This is a genomic window from Arthrobacter sp. 10N410, from assembly GCF_056394945.1.
Genome location: NZ_JBFTIP010000002.1, coordinates 524,751 through 539,347, shown reverse-complemented (window position 1 = coordinate 539,347; position 14,597 = coordinate 524,751). Strand labels below are relative to the sequence as shown.

The following is a 14,597-nucleotide window of genomic DNA, read 5'->3' as shown; positions in this document are numbered from 1 at the left end:
CAAGACACATGTCTACTCTTGAGATCAAGGACCTGCACGTCAGCATTGACACCGAGCAGGGCACCAAGGAAATCCTGAAGGGCGTCAGCCTGACCATCAAGACCGGCCAGACGCACGCCATCATGGGTCCCAACGGCTCAGGCAAGTCCACCCTGGCCTCCACCATCGCCGGGCACCCGCGCTACAACGTCACGAGCGGCACCATCACGCTTGACGGCGAAGACGTCCTCGCGATGAGCGTTGACGAGCGCGCCCGCGCCGGCCTGTTCCTGGCCATGCAGTACCCGGTCGAGGTTCCCGGCGTCAGCATGACCAACTTCCTGCGCACCGCCAAGACCGCCATTGACGGCGAAGCCCCGAAGCTCCGCACTTGGACCAAGGACGTCAAGGCTGCCATGGCCCAGCTGCGCATCGACGCCGACTTCACCCAGCGCAACGTCAACGAGGGCTTCTCCGGCGGCGAGAAGAAGCGCGTGGAGATCCTCCAGCTGGAGCTCTTCAAGCCGAAGTTCGCCATCCTCGACGAGACCGACTCCGGCCTGGATGTCGACGCGCTCAAGGTCGTCTCCGAGGGCGTCAACCGCGCCCACGCCGAGGGCAACATGGGCACCCTGCTGATCACCCACTACACCCGGATCCTGCGCTACATCAAGCCGGAATTCGTGCACGTGTTCGTGGACGGCAAGGTTGTCGAAGAGGGCGGCCCGGAGCTGGCCGACCGCCTTGAAGAAGAAGGCTACGACCGCTACCTCCCGGGCGCCGGAGCCGCCGCCGTCGCTGCCGCCGACGCCGCAGCACAGGCCTAGTTAGGACTACGCCATGACCGAAATCAATATGGCCCGCACGGGCCTCGAGGATGTCGAAGAGGCACTCAAGGATGTGATCGACCCGGAGCTGGGCGTGAACATCGTTGACCTGGGCCTGCTCTACGGCCTGAAGTACTCAGACGACGACGGCGCCCTGCTGATCGACATGACGCTCACCACGGCGGCCTGCCCCCTCACCGACGTGATCGAGGAGCAGGTAGGCAAGGCCCTGGACGGCATTGTCGACGACTGGCGGCTGAACTGGGTGTGGATGCCGCCATGGGGTCCGGAGCGGATCACCGAAGACGGCCGCGACCAGATGCGGGCCCTGGGCTTCAACATCTAGGATCCCCACAACGACGGCGGGCCCACCTCTTGGAGGTGGGCCCGCCGTCGTTTTCTCTGCCGCGATGACATCGAGTGCTCCGCAACGGCCCATTTGGAGGCCCACAACGGCGGTTTCGGAGCAGTCGATCGGGTTACGGGGTTACGGGGTCGCGACCTTAAAGGTGTCGCACTGATTGATGTCGCCGGTCTTGTAACCCTGGTAGAACCATTTCTGCCGCTGCGCGCTGGAGCCGTGGGTCCAGGACTCCGGCGAAACCCGCCCGGTGGCTGCCTTCTGGATCCGGTCGTCGCCCACGGAGGAGGCTGCGGACAGGGCGTCCTGCAGGTCCTGCGTCTTGAGCGGTTCCAGGAACGGCTGACCGCTCTTCGGGTCCTTGGTGGTGGTGGCGTAGCGGACCCACAGGCCCGCATAGCAGTCGGCCTGGAGCTCCACCCGCACCGCGCCGGACTGCGGACCCTGGGGATCCTGCTGGGCGCGGTCGATGGTGCCGAGGACATTCTGGATATGGTGGCCGAACTCGTGGGCCACCACGTACTCCTGCGCCAGCGGGCCGCCCGAAGATCCGAAGCGGTCCACGAGTTCCTGGAAGAAGCCCGGATCGAAGTACGCCGTCTGGTCGGCGGGGCAGTAGAACGGGCCGACCTCCGAGGTGGCGTTGCCGCAGCCGGTGTTGGTGGCGCCGCGGAACAGGACCGTCTCCGGCTGCGGGTACTTCTTGTTGTACTGCGCCAGATAATCCGGCCAGAAGGCATTCAGGCTGTTGACCGTGCCCACGATCCGGCACTCCAGGCGGGCGTCGGCGTCGGCGCCGGTCTTGCAGGCCGGCGCGGTGCTTTGGCTCTGTGTCTGGTCCTGGGTAGTGCCGGCCAGGCCCTCCAGGAGCTGCGGATTGATGCCGAACAGCGCGGCCAACAGCAGCACAATGCCGCCGCCGATCCCGCCGCCGATTTTGGTGCCGCGGCCCATGCCGCCACGGCTCTGGACCTGCGACGGGTCCAGTTGCACGTTGTCATTGAAACTCATGCTGTCACAATATCCTCTCCCGGCGGCCGGGACCCCGCTGCCCGGTAAAGTTGATCCGATGCCTTTTCTTGACAGACTCCAGCGTTGGGCCGATGAGCGCCCCGACGGCACCGCCGTCGTCGTGGCCGGAAAACGCCTGAGCTGGTCCGAACTGCGGAACGCGGCGGCTGCGCTCGTCCCGGTGACGCCGGCCGTCACGGTGCTGGCCGAGCGCAACTCCACGGATTTTGCGGTCGCCTTCGCGGCGGCCGTCGCGGCCGGCCGCCGCTGCGCCGTGCTGGACCCCACCTGGCCGCAGCAGCTCCTGGACGCCATCACGGCCCGGATCGCGGAAGCCGTTCCCGCTGACGGCACCGGCCAGGGGGCCGGCCTGGGCAGCGAACTCGAGGACGGGTCACCTGAGTCGCCTTTCCTGATCGGGCTCACCTCCGGCACAACTGCGCTGCCCAAGGCGTTCACCCGCTCGCGGCGCTCCTGGCGGCTGTCCTTCGAGTCTTCGGTCGAGTTTTTTGGCCTGGGGCCCGAGGACCGGACGCTCGCACCCGGACCGCTTGCCGCCAGCCTCAATCTTTATGCGCTTGCCGAATGCCTGTATGCCGGCTCTGAATTCCACACCCTCGAGCAGTTCGACGTCGGCGACGCACACACCGCGGTCAGCCATGACGGCATCACCCGGCTGGTCCTGGTACCGACCATGCTGCGGCTTCTCAGTGAGCGCGGCCTGGCCGGCGGCGTGGATGCCTCCGGCCTGCGGAGCATCATCTGCGCCGGCTCCAAGCTCGACGCGCGCACCCTGGAGGCCGCCCGCCGCTGGGCGCCGAACGCGACGATCTTCGAGTACTACGGCGCCGCGGAGCTCAGTTTCGTCGCCGGCGCAGGACTCCGGCCGGGCGAGGCCCCGGCGTCCAGCTTGAGAGCGTTCGGCGGGACGGCGAACGGCACGGGAATCGGCGGTCCGTTTCCCGGCGTCGAGATCAGGATTCTCGACGACGGCGGCGCCGCGGTTCCTGACGGATACGACGGCAACGTCTGCGTGCGCAGCGGCATGGTCAGCGAGGGCTACCTGTGGGGCGACGACGGCACGGCGCTGCAGTGCTTCGACGGCTGGCACACTGTGGGGGACCGGGGCTACCTGTCCGACGGAACCCTGCATTTGCTGGGGCGCCGTTCGGACATGATTGTCACGGCGGGGACCAACGTGTACCCGCACGAGGTTGAACTCGCCCTCGCGTCCGTACCGGGTGTCGCCGCCGCCATGGCCGCCGGGCAGCCGGACGACCTTCGCGGCCAGCGCGTCGTGGCCGCGGTACTGCCGTCCCACGGCGGCCTGACGGGCACGCAGCTGAAGGCCGGCGTCGAGGATGTCCTGGTCCGGAGCAAACGTCCGCTGGACTACTACGCATTGACCGAGCTGCCCCTCACCGATCGCGGCAAGCCCAGCCGGCCGCTGCTGCTTGAGTGGATCGCCCGGAATGATCCTCGTGTCCGGCGCCTTGGCTGAGGATCCGTTGCCTTCCCGGACGCCTTCGCCTGCACGGCGCCGGGGCGGTCTGTTGCCGGAGGACCGGCAGCCCGTCATCATCGCTGCCCTGCGGACCCCGCTCTGCCGCGCCCACGGAGCCCTGAAGACGCTGCCCGCCCACGAACTGCTGGCGCCGGTACTGCACCGACTGCTGGCCGACTCGGGTGTTGCACCGGACCAGGTGACGGATGTCGTGGTCGGGAACGCGGTGGGCGGCGGCGGCAATGTCGCCCGGCTGGCGGCCCTCGAGGCCGGGCTGGCCGTGGGCGTTCCGGGACTGACCGTGGACCGGCAGTGCGGGTCCGGCCTCGACGCGATCGTGCTGGCATCCCGGCTCGTCGCGTCCGGCGGCCAATTCGGCGGGGGTTCCGGCGGCGGCAGCGTGTATCTCGCCGGCGGGGTGGAGAGCATCAGCACCGCACCACTGCGGGCCAGGCGCGGCGCTGACGGCGAGCCGCAGTTCTTCAGCCGCGCCCAGTTCGCCCCCGGCAGCATCGGCGACCCGGACATGGGGGTGGCCGCCGAGAACGTCGCCGTCCGCCATGGTATTGAGCGGCAACGGCAGGACGACTTCGCGCTGCGCAGCCACCGTCGCGCCCTCGACGCCGCGGCGGCCGGAACCTTCGAAACCGAGACCGTCGCGCTGCCCGGGCCCGATGGTCCCGTGGGCTGCGATGACGGCCCACGCCGCTCGCTGACCCCGGCGTTGCTGGCCCGGTTCCCTGCCGCGTTCGTTCCCGGCGGGACCGTGACAGCCGGCAACTCCTGCTTCGACGCGGACGGGGCCGCCGCCGTCGTGATCACCTCGCTGGCCCGGGCGCGCCAACTCGGCGCACGGGACGGCCTCCTGGTCCTCGGGACGGACACCGCGGGCGTGGAGCCGGCGCTGCTGGGGATGGGCGCGGCGGCCGCCGCTGAACGCCTGCTTACGGTTTCCGGCGTCGCGGCCGGGGATCTCGGGCTGATCGAGTTCAACGAGGCGTTCGCATCCCAGACCCTGGCATGCCTCGACCAGCTGGGCATCGACTCGGAACGCGCGAACCTCGACGGCGGCGCCCTTGCCCTGGGGCACGCCTACGGGGCGTCCGGCGCGGTGCTCGTGTCCAGGTTGCTGGCCCAGGCCCGCCGGGAGGCCGTGGATGGCCGACTGGCCCTGGCCATGATCAGCATCGCTGGCGGGATGGGGACTGCTGCACTGTTCGAGTACCGCTCGCTCCGGTAGCGCCCTGCCGGGCATGCCCGTTCCTGGCTGCGAGGACTGGACATAGTGGTCACATGTCCAGTGCGCAGGACGAGGAATGGGCATGCGCCGTGGTGGGCCTCGGCAGGGGGCATGCCCGGTGCGCCAACCCTGCCGGACATGCCCGTTCCTGGCTGCGGGGAGTGGACATAGTGGTCACATGTCCAGTGCGCAGGACGAGGAATGGGCATGCGCCGTCGCGGGCCTCAGCAGGGGGCATGCCCAGTGCTTCAAGCCGCGGCACGAAACCTGCCCCGGCCCGGTCGTCTCAGGCCGCTAGGCCGTCCGGATCCTCCCGGTCCTCCCCATCGTCAGCCTCACCCAAACCGCGCGCCGCCAGGGCATCGCCGGTTTGCCGGGCGAATGCCACCGTAGTGATGAAGACCGGCAGCACCAATGCACGCGGGTTCCGTTCCAGGCCGCGGGCCCGTGCCGAATCGCGCACATCGGCGTAGGCGCCGGCGATGAACGGGATGCTGCGCAGCATGATGGCAATTGTCAGGGCGAACCGCTCGGGATCGGCGCCGAGCCGGCGAAAGGGCCGCGCCAGCGAGGCTACACCGTCCAACAGCGACTGGACCTGCGTGGTGGCCGTCAGGATTGCCGCCGCCACCACGCAGACCAAAACGTTCAACACAATCCGCACGGCGACCGGGCCGCCCAGCTGCCACCACTGGAACACGCCGATCACAGCCAGCACGGGCAGGATCGGCCGGACAGCCCGGAACAGCCTGCGGGCACCTGCCCCGCTGAGCAGGAATACCCCGCACAGCAAGGCGAGTCCAGCTGCCGCCGCGGCCCAGTCCGCAACGAGAAACGATCCCATCCCGCACGCCAGTACCAGCAAGAACTTCAGCCACAGGGGAGTCCGGTGCACCAGCGAGGTGCCCGGTACATAGTTGGCGAGCAGGAAGCCATGGCCCCTCACGGCTGCGCCGTCCCCCCGCCGGCTTCCCGCACGCCGGCGCCCCGCACCCCGGCGGGTTCCGCCGCGCAGAGCACGCGGTAGTGCGCGACGGCGGCGGCCGCCCCGCCGTCGAACACGATCTTGCCGTCGTCCACCACCAGCACCCGGTCCAGATCGAGCGCGAGGTCGAGGTCGTGGGTCGACAGGACGATCTGCTGGTCCAGCGCCGCCAGGGTGCGGCGCAGCAGTTCCCGGTTCCGCAGGTCCAGCAGGGTGGAAGGCTCGTCCAGTACCAGGATGTCCGGGTTCACGGCCAGCACCGCAGCGAGGGCGACAAGCTGCCGTTCGCCGCCGGAGAGCTCGTACACGCTCTGGTCCGCCAGCCCCAGCAGCCCGAACCGTTCGAGGCAGGCCTCCGCGAGGGCACGCCGTTCCCCGGCGTTCCGCACCGAGCGGCGCAGCGATAATTCGACGTCTTCGCGACCGGTCGGCATCACGAGTTGCGAGAGCGGATCGGTGAAGACGAAGCCGACGCGGCGGCGGACAGCGCGGACATCCCGGACCGTGTCGAAACCTGCCACCGCCACCGCGCCGGAGCTCGGTGCGACGAGGCCGTTAAGCATCCGGAGCAGCGTGGATTTGCCCGAGCCGTTCGCCCCGATGACGCCGATCCGGCGTTCAGCCAGCGTCAGGGACACCGGCTCAAGCAGGGTCTTGGGCTCCGGGCGGCCGTCGACGGCTACCCGGACGGCCGCACCGTCCAGGACAATACTCATGCGCGTCCGTCTGCCTCGCCGGCCAAGTCCACGCGGCGGATCCGGCGGATCAGCAGGTCAGGGAACGCCTTATGCAGCGTCAACGCGACCGTCACGGCGAGGATGTTTTTGATGACGTCGCCCGGGTAGAAGGCCAGATCGGCGAGGAAGGCCGCGGAGAGACTGAGCTTGGCATTGACCATCATGCCGAGGATGCCCAGCCCGTGGACAAAGACGATGCTACTGACCATGGCGGCACAGAAGAGCAGCACAGACCGGACCTTGGCGGAGTGCGCCCCCGTGCGGCGCAGCACGACGACGGTCAGGGCGCCGACGGCCGTGGCGGCCAGCAGGAAGCCGAAGATGTAGCCGGCCGAGGGTCCCGCCAGGACACCCAGCCCGCTGCGCCCGCCGCTGAAGATCGGCAGCCCGGCGAAGCCCAGCAGGAGGTACAGGCCCACGGCAGCGAAGGCGCGGCCCGGACCGAGCGCCAGTCCGGTGAGCATCACGGCGAGAGTCTGCAGGGTGATCGGCACACCAAGCCCGCCCACGGGGATTGCGGCAATCAGGGCAGAACCCGCGATGATCGCCGCGAACACCGCGATCAGTGCGAGGTCGGTCGCGTCCCAGCGGCGTCGGCGGCTCTGGCGCGGGGCCGCCGGGGCGGTGCTGCCATGGCTTGCCGCCGGGGCGGTGTTGGTGACGGAATTGTCGGTGTTGCTCATGCTGTTTCCTGTCGAGTGGTGGAGTCGAGTGGTGGGGCCGGGGTCCTACTTCCGACGATACGGCCGCGGCAACCCCGCCATTTTGTAGGCCTTCCACTAAGCGGCGGTCCCCTCGCTGGCCAACCCCGCCAAAGGGAGCCGGCGCTGGCGGACGCGGGCCGCCGTCGTCCGCCGCGTTCCCCGATGTCACCCGGCAGGGGAGGTGCCGGTAGACTGGTAGAGGCCGTTCTCTCGGCCACACTGCCCCGGCCCCCGTCCAGACTCCATCCGTTGTGCCGCGGCGTTCCCTGTTGTGAAAGGCCTTAGCTGCATTGATTACCGTCCAGGATCTCGAACTGCGCGCCGGCGCCCGTCTGCTTATGGACCAGGTGAGCTTCCGGATCGACAAGGGAGACAAGATCGGCCTCGTCGGCCGTAACGGTGCAGGCAAGACCACGCTCACCCGCGTCCTGGCCGGCGAGGGCCTGCCCGCCGCCGGCAAGGTCACCCGTAGCGGCGAGATCGGCTACCTGCCGCAGGACCCGCGCACGCCGGACATGGAGCAGCTGGCCCGGGACCGCATCCTGTCCGCCCGCGGCCTCGACATCGCGGTCGGCAAGCTCCGCGTGGCACACGAAGAGATGGCCAGCGAGGACGCCGACGTCCAGCGCAAGGCGATGAACCGCTATGACCGGCTGGAATCCGAGTTCCTCGCCGCCGGCGGCTACGCGGCCGAGGCCGAGGCCGCAGCGATCTGCTCAAACCTCGCCCTGCCGGACCGGCTGCTGAACCAGCCGCTCAAGACCCTTTCCGGCGGCCAGCGCCGCCGTGTAGAGCTGGCACGCATCCTGTACTCCGACGCCGAGACGATGCTCCTCGATGAGCCCACGAACCACCTCGACGCCGATTCCATCGCCTGGCTCCGGGAGTTCCTGAAGAACCACCAGGGCGGCCTGATCGTGATCAGCCACGACACGGAACTGCTTGAGGCCACGGTGAACAAGGTCTTCCTGCTGGACGCCAACCGCGCGCAGATCGACTTCTACAACATGGACTGGAAGCGCTACCTCACGCAGCGCGAAACCGATGAACGTGCCCGCAAGCGCGAACGCGCCAACGCCGAAAAGAAGGCCCAGGTCCTGATGGACCAGGCCAACAAGATGCGCGCCAAGGCCACTAAGGCCGTCGCCGCGCAGAACATGGCCAAGCGCGCCGAACGCCTCCTCGGCGGCCTCGAAGCGGTCCGCGAGAACGACCGCGTGGCTGCCCTGCGCTTCCCGGACCCCTCACCCTGCGGCAAGACGCCGCTCACCGCCGACGGCCTCAGCAAGTCCTACGGCTCGCTGGAAATCTTCACCGACGTCGACCTCGCGATCGACCGCGGCTCCAAGGTGGTCATCCTGGGCCTCAACGGTGCCGGCAAGACCACATTGCTGCGCATGCTCGCCGGCGTCGACAAGCCCGACACCGGCGAAGTGATCCCCGGCCACGGACTGAAGGTCGGCTACTACGCCCAGGAACATGAGACGCTCGACGTCGACCGCACCGTTCTGCAGAACATGCGCTCCTCGGCCCCTGACATGAACGACGCCGAGGTCCGCAACATCCTGGGCTCGTTCCTGTTCTCCGGCGACGACGTCGACAAGCCCGCCGGTGTGCTCTCCGGCGGCGAAAAGACACGATTGGCGCTGGCCACCATCGTGGCCTCGAGCGCGAACGTGCTGCTCCTTGATGAGCCCACCAACAACCTCGACCCGGCCAGCCGCGCCGAAATCCTCGGGGCCCTGAGCAACTACACCGGTGCCGTGGTGCTGGTGAGCCACGACGAGGGTGCTGTCGAAGCCCTCAACCCGGAGCGTGTTGTGCTGCTTCCTGATGGCGTCGAGGACCTCTGGAATGAGGACTACCTGGACTTGATCACGCTGGCGTAGGCCTCGCCCGGTCTCCCCACCGTCGCCCTAACCTCGCAAGCTCGGCCAGGGAACCCTGACGGCGTGGGCCGCCGCTTAGACGCACGCTACGCAAATGGACCGCGTTCGACGCTTGCGGTCATGTCACCGTTTCGGCGGTTTTGCGGACAGGCATCTGCTCGGCGTTGGTGATGCGGTGGAGTTCTTGGTAGGTGATCGAGAACATGGAGTGGTGGTCGCCGGCGCCGGCCCAGAGGAGTTCGTGGTCCTTGAGGGACTCGTCGAGCAGGGTCCTGATCTTCTGCGGGTGGCCCACCGGGGCTACACCCCCGACGCGCTGGCCCGTGTGCAGCAGGACGAAGTCGGCATCCGCGCGGCGGATCTTCCCTGACCCGAGCCGCGCGGCGACGTGGCGGAGATCGACCTTGGCCGCGCCGCTGGCCAGGATCAGCAGGGGAGCGCCGTCGACGTCGAACACGAGGCTGTTGGTGATCGCCGCGACGTCGCAGCCCAAAGCCGCGGCCGCCGCGGCGGCGGTCGGCACCTGGGTCTCAAAGACGGCTACGGTGTCGGCCGCGCCCGCCGCGAGGAGCGCGCGCCGGACGTTCGCTACGGCGTCGGGGTCCATGCTGTGCTCCTTCAGAATCCCTGGGCGTCCAGGATGGCGTCTTCCTCTTCCTCCGCGGTGGCAGTTTTCCGCTTCCGGGGGACAGGACGACGGCGGGGCGCCGGGTTGCTGGCGTGCAGGTAGCCGTCGGCGGCCGCGGCCTGATCCTGGGCGTCCTCGGCGTCAATCTCAGCGTTGCGGGCTTGCTGGCGTGCTGCGTAGCCGAAGCCGACGAACATGAGAACGCCAAAGGCAAACCACTGCAGCGAGTAGGACAGGTGCGTGCCCTCGTCGGTGGACGGTTTGGGGAAGCCGACGGGCATGTCCGCTGCCGGCGGGGTTTCCGAGGCCAGCTGGCCGTAGGCCCCGGTGAGGAGGGCATACCCGAGCTGGGCCGAGTAGGCGGCGAGGTCGATCGACGCGAGCTGCCCGTCCGGGGCGCCGCGCTGCAGTTCCGGCTCGGAATGCTTGAGCCGCGCAACCACCGTGACCTCGCCCGGGGGCGGGGCAGGAATTGAGTCCGGGCTGCCCGGGGTCTTGTTGCCGATGGGCAGCCAGCCGCGGTCGATCACAACCGTCTCGCCGGAGTCCAGCTTGAAGGGGACCACCACCTCGTAGCCCGGTTGGCCGTTGAGCGGGCGGTTGCGGACAATCCGCTGGCCGGCCTCGTCGTAGCGGCCGTGCAGCTCGACCTGTGTCCATTCACGGTCGGCGTCGAGTTTAATGAACTGGTTCCGGGCGTCCGCGAAGGGGATCGGGGTGGCCGAGTAATTCGAGACGACGCGGTTGATCTCCGCGAGCGTTTCCGCCCGGCGGTCCATCTGCCAGCGGCCCAGGAGCACGCAGGCGGTGGCGAAAATGGCGGCCAGCAGCAGGTAGCCCAGCCACTTGCTGGAGAAAAGGAAGCGGTACATTCAGCCGGCCCTGCCCGGGGCGATGGTCGAGGCAGCGTCGTTCCCGGCCCCGCCCGCGGCTTCGTCGGGGGTGCTGTGCAGCGGAAGGGTTTCCTTCCACAGCCCCCGCGTCTGGAGATAATCCTCCAGCCAGGCCCGGTGCTCCGGACAGGCGAGCCAGATCTTGCGCCGCTCCGGCGTGTGGATCTTGGGGTTGTTCCACAGCAGTTGCCACTCGGCGTGCGCACGGCACGCCTTGCGGGAGCACAGCGCGCTGGCGGGCTCGGCCGTCGGGCCGGCCAAGTCAAAAATGTTCATGAAGCTGCCCGTCCGTGGTCTTCGTCGTCGTCAATCAGCTCGCCCTGCAACAGGGTGATGGGGACATCGTCCGCCGCCGGTGGTTCCTGGCCCGTTGTTTGCCCGGAGCGTGGAGCGTCCAATTCGCCCATCGGCACGTAGTCGATCAGCGATTCGCTGTGCACTTCGGCGTGGTCGCTGCCGTTGGCGATCACCACCGCAAACCACGGCAGGAACACTGCTCCGATGACGGGGAGGATCTTGAACCAGCCGTCGACCACAAACACCAGGATCAGGCAGACCATGCGAATGCCCATCGCCACGGCATACTTGATCATCCGCTGACGCATCTCTTCCGAGTGGGCGGCGGCGGCGTCGGTAATGCTGTGGACCTCGGTGTCGCCGGAGTCCTCCCCGGACGTCCGTTCACCGGGTCGGTTCTTGTTTGTCACGGCTTTCAGATCACGCTCCATAGGCTTCCTGCAATTCTCTCACCATCGGCTGGACCGCCCAAACAGCGGGCGGCCCAGAGCGGGGTGGAGCGCGCCGGAGGCTAAGATCGGAGGCAGGAAAATCCAGCCCACCCAACGCGGTGCCAGTGAGCCGCAGAATCCCGGAGCCCAACATGTCTGAAGCAACCTCCACCGGCCGCAGCGTCCTCATCACCGGCGGCAACCGCGGCATCGGCCTCGCCATCGCCGAATCCTTCCTCGCCAACGGCGACAAGGTGGCGGTCACCTACCGCAGCGCGGCCACGCTCCCGGAGGGCATCCTCGGCGTCAAGGCAGACGTCACGGACGAGGCTTCGGTGGACGCGGCGTTCACCGAAGTCGAGGCGGCGCACGGCCCCGTCGAGGTCCTGGTGGCCAACGCCGGCATCACCAAAGACACGCTCCTGATGCGGATGAGCGAGGACGACTTCACCTCGGTCATCGACACAAATCTCACCGGAGCCTTCAGGGTGATCAAGCGCGCCTCCAAGGGCATGATCCGCGCACGCAAGGGCCGCTTGGTACTCATTTCCTCCGTCTCCGGCCTCTACGGCGCCCCGGGCCAGATCAACTACTCCGCATCCAAGGCCGGCCTCGTCGGGATTGCCCGCTCCCTCACCCGCGAACTCGGGGGTCGCGGAATCACCGCCAACGTGGTGGCGCCGGGCTTCATCAACACGGATATGACCGCCGAGCTGCCGGAAGCCACGCAGAAGGACTACCTGTCGAAGGTTCCCGCGGGCCGCTTCGCCGAGGCGTCGGAAGTGGCCGACGTCGTCCGCTGGATTGCCAGCGACGAGGCCGCCTACATCTCCGGCGCGGTTATCCCGGTCGACGGCGGCCTTGGTATGGGCCACTAGGCAGTAGCTCTGCGGCCGGCTTTGGGCTCCGCGGACGACGGCGGCCGCCGTCGTCCGCGGAGGCGGCACGAGGCCGGGCCTTTGGCCCTAGGCGGCGCTGCGGCCGGGGGCGTGTAATGGGGTTACAGCCCCTGACCGCGCCAAGGCAGGGGCGTGGACCCAGGAGGATTTATCATGGCTGATCTCAGCAAGTGGGCGCCCTCGGACATGTTGGAACCTGTCCGTCGGTTCCTCGACGGCGACCTGACGATGGCGTCGACCATCAAGGTCGAGCAGTTCCAGGACGGCAATACCCTGGTGGTGCGGGCGGAGGTTCCCGGTATCGATCCCGACAAGGACGTCGACGTGTCGGTCAGCGAAGGCATGCTGCACATCCGGGCCGAACGCGAAGAAAAGACCGAGCACAAGAGCAAGACCGGCTATCGCTCGGAATTCCGCTACGGCTCCTTCCTGCGCAGCATCGCCCTCCCGGCCGGGGCAAAGGAAGAGGACATCACGGCCAGCTATAAGGACGGCGTCCTGGAAGTGCGCGCGCCGGCCCCCGTGGCGGCGCCAGGGGAGCCCACGAAGAAAATCCGGGTGGACCGCGCCTGACGCGGGTCCCCGTATGGCGGGCCGCCCGCCCGCGGCGAAGCCCCGCCGGCTGGGGACGAGCGGCGATCGCTTTCCTCAGCCGGCTTCGTCCCTTGCCTGCCGCAGCCATCCCGCGACCTCGGCGTCCAGGTCCTCTTCAGCGCGGAGCTCCACATGATGCATCCACAGGCCGGGGGACGGGTTAACCACCGACTTGAACCGGGGCGAGTCGATGCGGTTGCGCAGCGCAATGGACAGTACGGCCGGGACATCTGAGCGGACATAGCGTCCCGGCCACCAGACGTAGGCGAACCCGCGACGGCGTCCGCGGAAGGCCACCTGGCTGGTGGTCGCCCTGATTTCGGGCGGCGCGGCTGCCGGCGGAGACGTGGCGAGGAGCCGTTCCACCGCGCGGCAAAGGTCCAGGCCGCGCGGTGACCCGCTGAAGACCTCTTCCGGCGTGGATTCGGTGCCGTGGCTCCCCATGGGCGCGAGCCTACGCCCCGGCGCGGTGCCAAAACAGAAGCGTGTGGGCCAATCGAACCGGGGACGCAGGTTGTACTCGGTGAGACCAGGGGAGCGCGCACCTCACGCGCGGGGGACATGTCCACTCTTGGCTGCAGTCTCCGGGGGACATGCCCACTCCCGGCTGCGGGCGATGGACACTTAGGCATTATGTCCCTTGCTGCGCCCGCCATCTGGGCATGTCCCGTGGTCTGGGGCGCCGGGAGTGGGCATGTCCCGCGCATTACCCGAAAACCAATCCGCGCCGCCACCCGAACTAGGCCCGCGCGGCTTCTTTGTGGATCCCGAACAACCGAAATGCTGCGGGCCGCTGGCATGATGGACAGCAGACCCCACAGTATTTGGATGTTTGGAACAAAGGAGCTCGAATGGGACTGCTGGACAACAAGACCGCAATCGTTACCGGTTCATCGCGCGGCATCGGCGCAGAGGTCGCCAAATTCCTCGCCGCCGAGGGTGCCGCCGTCGTTGTGAACTACCGCCAGAAGGCGCCGCGCGCCAACAAGGTTGTCGCTGAGATCGAGGCCGCGGGCGGCCGGGCTGCAGCCGTGGGCGCAGACCTGACCACGCAGGAAGGCGTCCAGGCCCTGGCCAGCGCCGCAATGGAGAACTTCGGCTCACTGGATCTCCTGGTCCTGAACGCTTCCGGCGGCATGGAGTCCGGCATGGAAGAGGGTTACGCGCTCAAGCTGAACCGCGACGCCCAGGTCAACATGCTCAATGCCGCCGTGCCGCTGATGGCCGAGGGCTCACGCGTGGTCTTCGTGACCAGCCACCAGGCCCACTTCATCAATACCGTGCCCACCATGCCCGAGTATGAGCCCGTCGCCCGCAGCAAGCGCGCGGGCGAGGATGCGCTCCGCGAACTGGTTCCGGCCCTGGCGGAGAAGGGCATCTCGCTGGTGGTTGTCTCCGGCGACATGATTGAAGGCACCGTCACCGCCACACTCTTGGACCGCTCCAACCCGGGCGCCATCGAGGCCCGCCGCGCCGAGGCCGGCAAGCTGTATTCGGTCAAGGAATTCGCCGCCGAGGTCGCCAAGATGGCCACCGCCGACGTCGAAACCGGCCACACCGAATACGTCGGGGGCGCCGACTACTTCGACAAGTCAAACGGCACGGTCAACAACTAGCA

General features: G+C 68.3%; 17 protein-coding genes. 8 read left to right on the top strand and 9 right to left on the bottom strand.

Translation table 11 applies throughout. The features are described from left to right. The first annotated feature begins 8 nt into the window (after positions 1 to 8). Entirely contained in the window at positions 9 to 806 is a 798-nt protein-coding gene (gene sufC / locus AC1DB8_RS06940; RefSeq protein WP_476892576.1) for a Fe-S cluster assembly ATPase SufC, read from the top strand. Positions 807 to 819: 13 nt separating this feature from the next. After that, positions 820 to 1,152 (top strand): metal-sulfur cluster assembly factor, encoded by a 333-nt coding sequence (locus AC1DB8_RS06935; RefSeq protein WP_138769377.1) that lies wholly within the window; start codon positions 820 to 822, stop codon positions 1,150 to 1,152. 141 nt (positions 1,153 to 1,293) lie between these two features. Here the strand turns inward: AC1DB8_RS06935 and ypfJ are convergent, their stop codons facing one another. Continuing rightward, on the bottom strand, positions 1,294 to 2,178 hold the full coding sequence (gene ypfJ, locus AC1DB8_RS06930) for a KPN_02809 family neutral zinc metallopeptidase (RefSeq protein WP_476892575.1): 885 nt from the start codon (positions 2,176 to 2,178) through the stop codon (positions 1,294 to 1,296). Positions 2,179 to 2,236: 58 nt separating this feature from the next. Between ypfJ and AC1DB8_RS06925 the strand changes: the two genes are divergently transcribed. After that, positions 2,237 to 3,679 carry a class I adenylate-forming enzyme family protein gene (locus AC1DB8_RS06925; protein WP_476892574.1) on the top strand — a complete coding sequence of 481 codons (1,443 nt, stop codon included), beginning with the start codon at positions 2,237 to 2,239 and terminating at the stop codon, positions 3,677 to 3,679. After that, positions 3,651 to 4,922 carry a thiolase family protein gene (locus tag AC1DB8_RS06920; protein WP_476892573.1) on the top strand — a complete coding sequence of 424 codons (1,272 nt, stop codon included), beginning with the start codon at positions 3,651 to 3,653 and terminating at the stop codon, positions 4,920 to 4,922. Before AC1DB8_RS06925 ends, AC1DB8_RS06920 begins: the two co-directional genes overlap by 29 nt. Before the next feature lie 286 nt (positions 4,923 to 5,208). On the opposite strand, the gene AC1DB8_RS06915 is transcribed toward AC1DB8_RS06920, so the two are convergent. From AC1DB8_RS06915 to AC1DB8_RS06905, 3 genes are read right to left on the bottom strand one after another with little or no spacing between them, the layout of a single operon-like run. Beyond that, positions 5,209 to 5,868 (bottom strand): energy-coupling factor transporter transmembrane component T family protein, encoded by a 660-nt coding sequence (locus AC1DB8_RS06915; protein ID WP_476892572.1) that lies wholly within the window; start codon positions 5,866 to 5,868, stop codon positions 5,209 to 5,211. Further along, positions 5,865 to 6,623 (bottom strand): energy-coupling factor ABC transporter ATP-binding protein, encoded by a 759-nt coding sequence (locus tag AC1DB8_RS06910; RefSeq protein ID WP_476892571.1) that lies wholly within the window; start codon positions 6,621 to 6,623, stop codon positions 5,865 to 5,867. Before AC1DB8_RS06910 ends, AC1DB8_RS06915 begins: the two co-directional genes overlap by 4 nt. After that, on the bottom strand, positions 6,620 to 7,327 hold the full coding sequence (locus AC1DB8_RS06905; RefSeq protein ID WP_476892570.1) for a biotin transporter BioY: 708 nt from the start codon (positions 7,325 to 7,327) through the stop codon (positions 6,620 to 6,622). Before AC1DB8_RS06905 ends, AC1DB8_RS06910 begins: the two co-directional genes overlap by 4 nt. 311 nt (positions 7,328 to 7,638) lie before the next feature. Here AC1DB8_RS06905 and AC1DB8_RS06900 point away from each other — a divergent pair, with 311 nt between their 5' ends. Then, the gene (locus tag AC1DB8_RS06900) at positions 7,639 to 9,237 is read left to right on the top strand and encodes an ABC-F family ATP-binding cassette domain-containing protein (RefSeq protein ID WP_441418706.1); all 1,599 of its coding nucleotides are present in this window, start codon (positions 7,639 to 7,641) and stop codon (positions 9,235 to 9,237) included. Positions 9,238 to 9,355: 118 nt separating this feature from the next. Here the strand turns inward: AC1DB8_RS06900 and AC1DB8_RS06895 are convergent, their stop codons facing one another. From AC1DB8_RS06895 to AC1DB8_RS06880, 4 genes are read right to left on the bottom strand one after another with little or no spacing between them, the layout of a single operon-like run. Continuing rightward, positions 9,356 to 9,844 carry a YbaK/EbsC family protein gene (locus AC1DB8_RS06895; RefSeq protein WP_476892569.1) on the bottom strand — a complete coding sequence of 163 codons (489 nt, stop codon included), beginning with the start codon at positions 9,842 to 9,844 and terminating at the stop codon, positions 9,356 to 9,358. A gap of 11 nt (positions 9,845 to 9,855) precedes the next feature. After that, positions 9,856 to 10,737, bottom strand: coding sequence for an SURF1 family cytochrome oxidase biogenesis protein (locus AC1DB8_RS06890; protein ID WP_476892568.1), 882 nt, complete (start codon positions 10,735 to 10,737; stop codon positions 9,856 to 9,858). After that, a complete protein-coding gene (locus AC1DB8_RS06885; RefSeq protein ID WP_476892567.1) occupies positions 10,738 to 11,034 on the bottom strand; it encodes a hypothetical protein in 297 nt (98 codons plus the stop codon). Beyond that, positions 11,031 to 11,486, bottom strand: a complete 456-nt coding sequence (locus tag AC1DB8_RS06880; protein WP_476892566.1) for a DUF3099 domain-containing protein — start codon at positions 11,484 to 11,486, stop codon at positions 11,031 to 11,033. Before AC1DB8_RS06880 ends, AC1DB8_RS06885 begins: the two co-directional genes overlap by 4 nt. Before the next feature lie 152 nt (positions 11,487 to 11,638). Between AC1DB8_RS06880 and fabG the strand changes: the two genes are divergently transcribed. Next, entirely contained in the window at positions 11,639 to 12,364 is a 726-nt protein-coding gene (gene fabG, locus AC1DB8_RS06875) for a 3-oxoacyl-ACP reductase FabG (protein WP_476892565.1), read from the top strand. Between the two features lie 174 nt (positions 12,365 to 12,538). Continuing rightward, positions 12,539 to 12,958: an Hsp20/alpha crystallin family protein gene (locus AC1DB8_RS06870; protein ID WP_441418711.1), complete on the top strand. Its 420-nt coding sequence runs from the start codon at positions 12,539 to 12,541 to the stop codon at positions 12,956 to 12,958. Positions 12,959 to 13,033: 75 nt separating this feature from the next. Here AC1DB8_RS06870 and AC1DB8_RS06865 read toward each other — a convergent pair whose 3' ends face one another. Continuing rightward, positions 13,034 to 13,423 carry a DUF5655 domain-containing protein gene (locus AC1DB8_RS06865; RefSeq protein ID WP_476892564.1) on the bottom strand — a complete coding sequence of 130 codons (390 nt, stop codon included), beginning with the start codon at positions 13,421 to 13,423 and terminating at the stop codon, positions 13,034 to 13,036. A gap of 407 nt (positions 13,424 to 13,830) precedes the next feature. Here AC1DB8_RS06865 and AC1DB8_RS06860 point away from each other — a divergent pair, with 407 nt between their 5' ends. Beyond that, complete coding sequence (locus AC1DB8_RS06860; RefSeq protein WP_441418713.1) at positions 13,831 to 14,595, top strand: SDR family oxidoreductase; 765 nt, start codon at positions 13,831 to 13,833, stop codon at positions 14,593 to 14,595. The last annotated feature ends 2 nt before the right edge of the window (positions 14,596 to 14,597 follow it).

Excerpts from the sequence above, each read along its gene's own strand:
- sufC (WP_476892576.1), top strand. The coding sequence starts at position 9 with ATGTCTACTCTTGAGATCAAGGACCTGCACGTCAGCATTGACACCGAG.
- AC1DB8_RS06935 (WP_138769377.1), top strand. The coding sequence starts at position 820 with ATGACCGAAATCAATATGGCCCGCACGGGCCTCGAGGATGTCGAAGAG.
- ypfJ (WP_476892575.1), bottom strand. The coding sequence starts at position 2,178 with ATGAGTTTCAATGACAACGTGCAACTGGACCCGTCGCAGGTCCAGAGC.
- AC1DB8_RS06925 (WP_476892574.1), top strand. The coding sequence starts at position 2,237 with ATGCCTTTTCTTGACAGACTCCAGCGTTGGGCCGATGAGCGCCCCGAC.
- AC1DB8_RS06920 (WP_476892573.1), top strand. The coding sequence starts at position 3,651 with ATGATCCTCGTGTCCGGCGCCTTGGCTGAGGATCCGTTGCCTTCCCGG.
- AC1DB8_RS06910 (WP_476892571.1), bottom strand. The coding sequence starts at position 6,623 with ATGAGTATTGTCCTGGACGGTGCGGCCGTCCGGGTAGCCGTCGACGGC.
- AC1DB8_RS06905 (WP_476892570.1), bottom strand. The coding sequence starts at position 7,327 with ATGAGCAACACCGACAATTCCGTCACCAACACCGCCCCGGCGGCAAGC.
- AC1DB8_RS06895 (WP_476892569.1), bottom strand. The coding sequence starts at position 9,844 with ATGGACCCCGACGCCGTAGCGAACGTCCGGCGCGCGCTCCTCGCGGCG.
- AC1DB8_RS06890 (WP_476892568.1), bottom strand. The coding sequence starts at position 10,737 with ATGTACCGCTTCCTTTTCTCCAGCAAGTGGCTGGGCTACCTGCTGCTG.
- AC1DB8_RS06885 (WP_476892567.1), bottom strand. The coding sequence starts at position 11,034 with ATGAACATTTTTGACTTGGCCGGCCCGACGGCCGAGCCCGCCAGCGCG.
- AC1DB8_RS06880 (WP_476892566.1), bottom strand. The coding sequence starts at position 11,486 with ATGGAGCGTGATCTGAAAGCCGTGACAAACAAGAACCGACCCGGTGAA.
- fabG (WP_476892565.1), top strand. The coding sequence starts at position 11,639 with ATGTCTGAAGCAACCTCCACCGGCCGCAGCGTCCTCATCACCGGCGGC.
- AC1DB8_RS06870 (WP_441418711.1), top strand. The coding sequence starts at position 12,539 with ATGGCTGATCTCAGCAAGTGGGCGCCCTCGGACATGTTGGAACCTGTC.
- AC1DB8_RS06865 (WP_476892564.1), bottom strand. The coding sequence starts at position 13,423 with ATGGGGAGCCACGGCACCGAATCCACGCCGGAAGAGGTCTTCAGCGGG.
- AC1DB8_RS06860 (WP_441418713.1), top strand. The coding sequence starts at position 13,831 with ATGGGACTGCTGGACAACAAGACCGCAATCGTTACCGGTTCATCGCGC.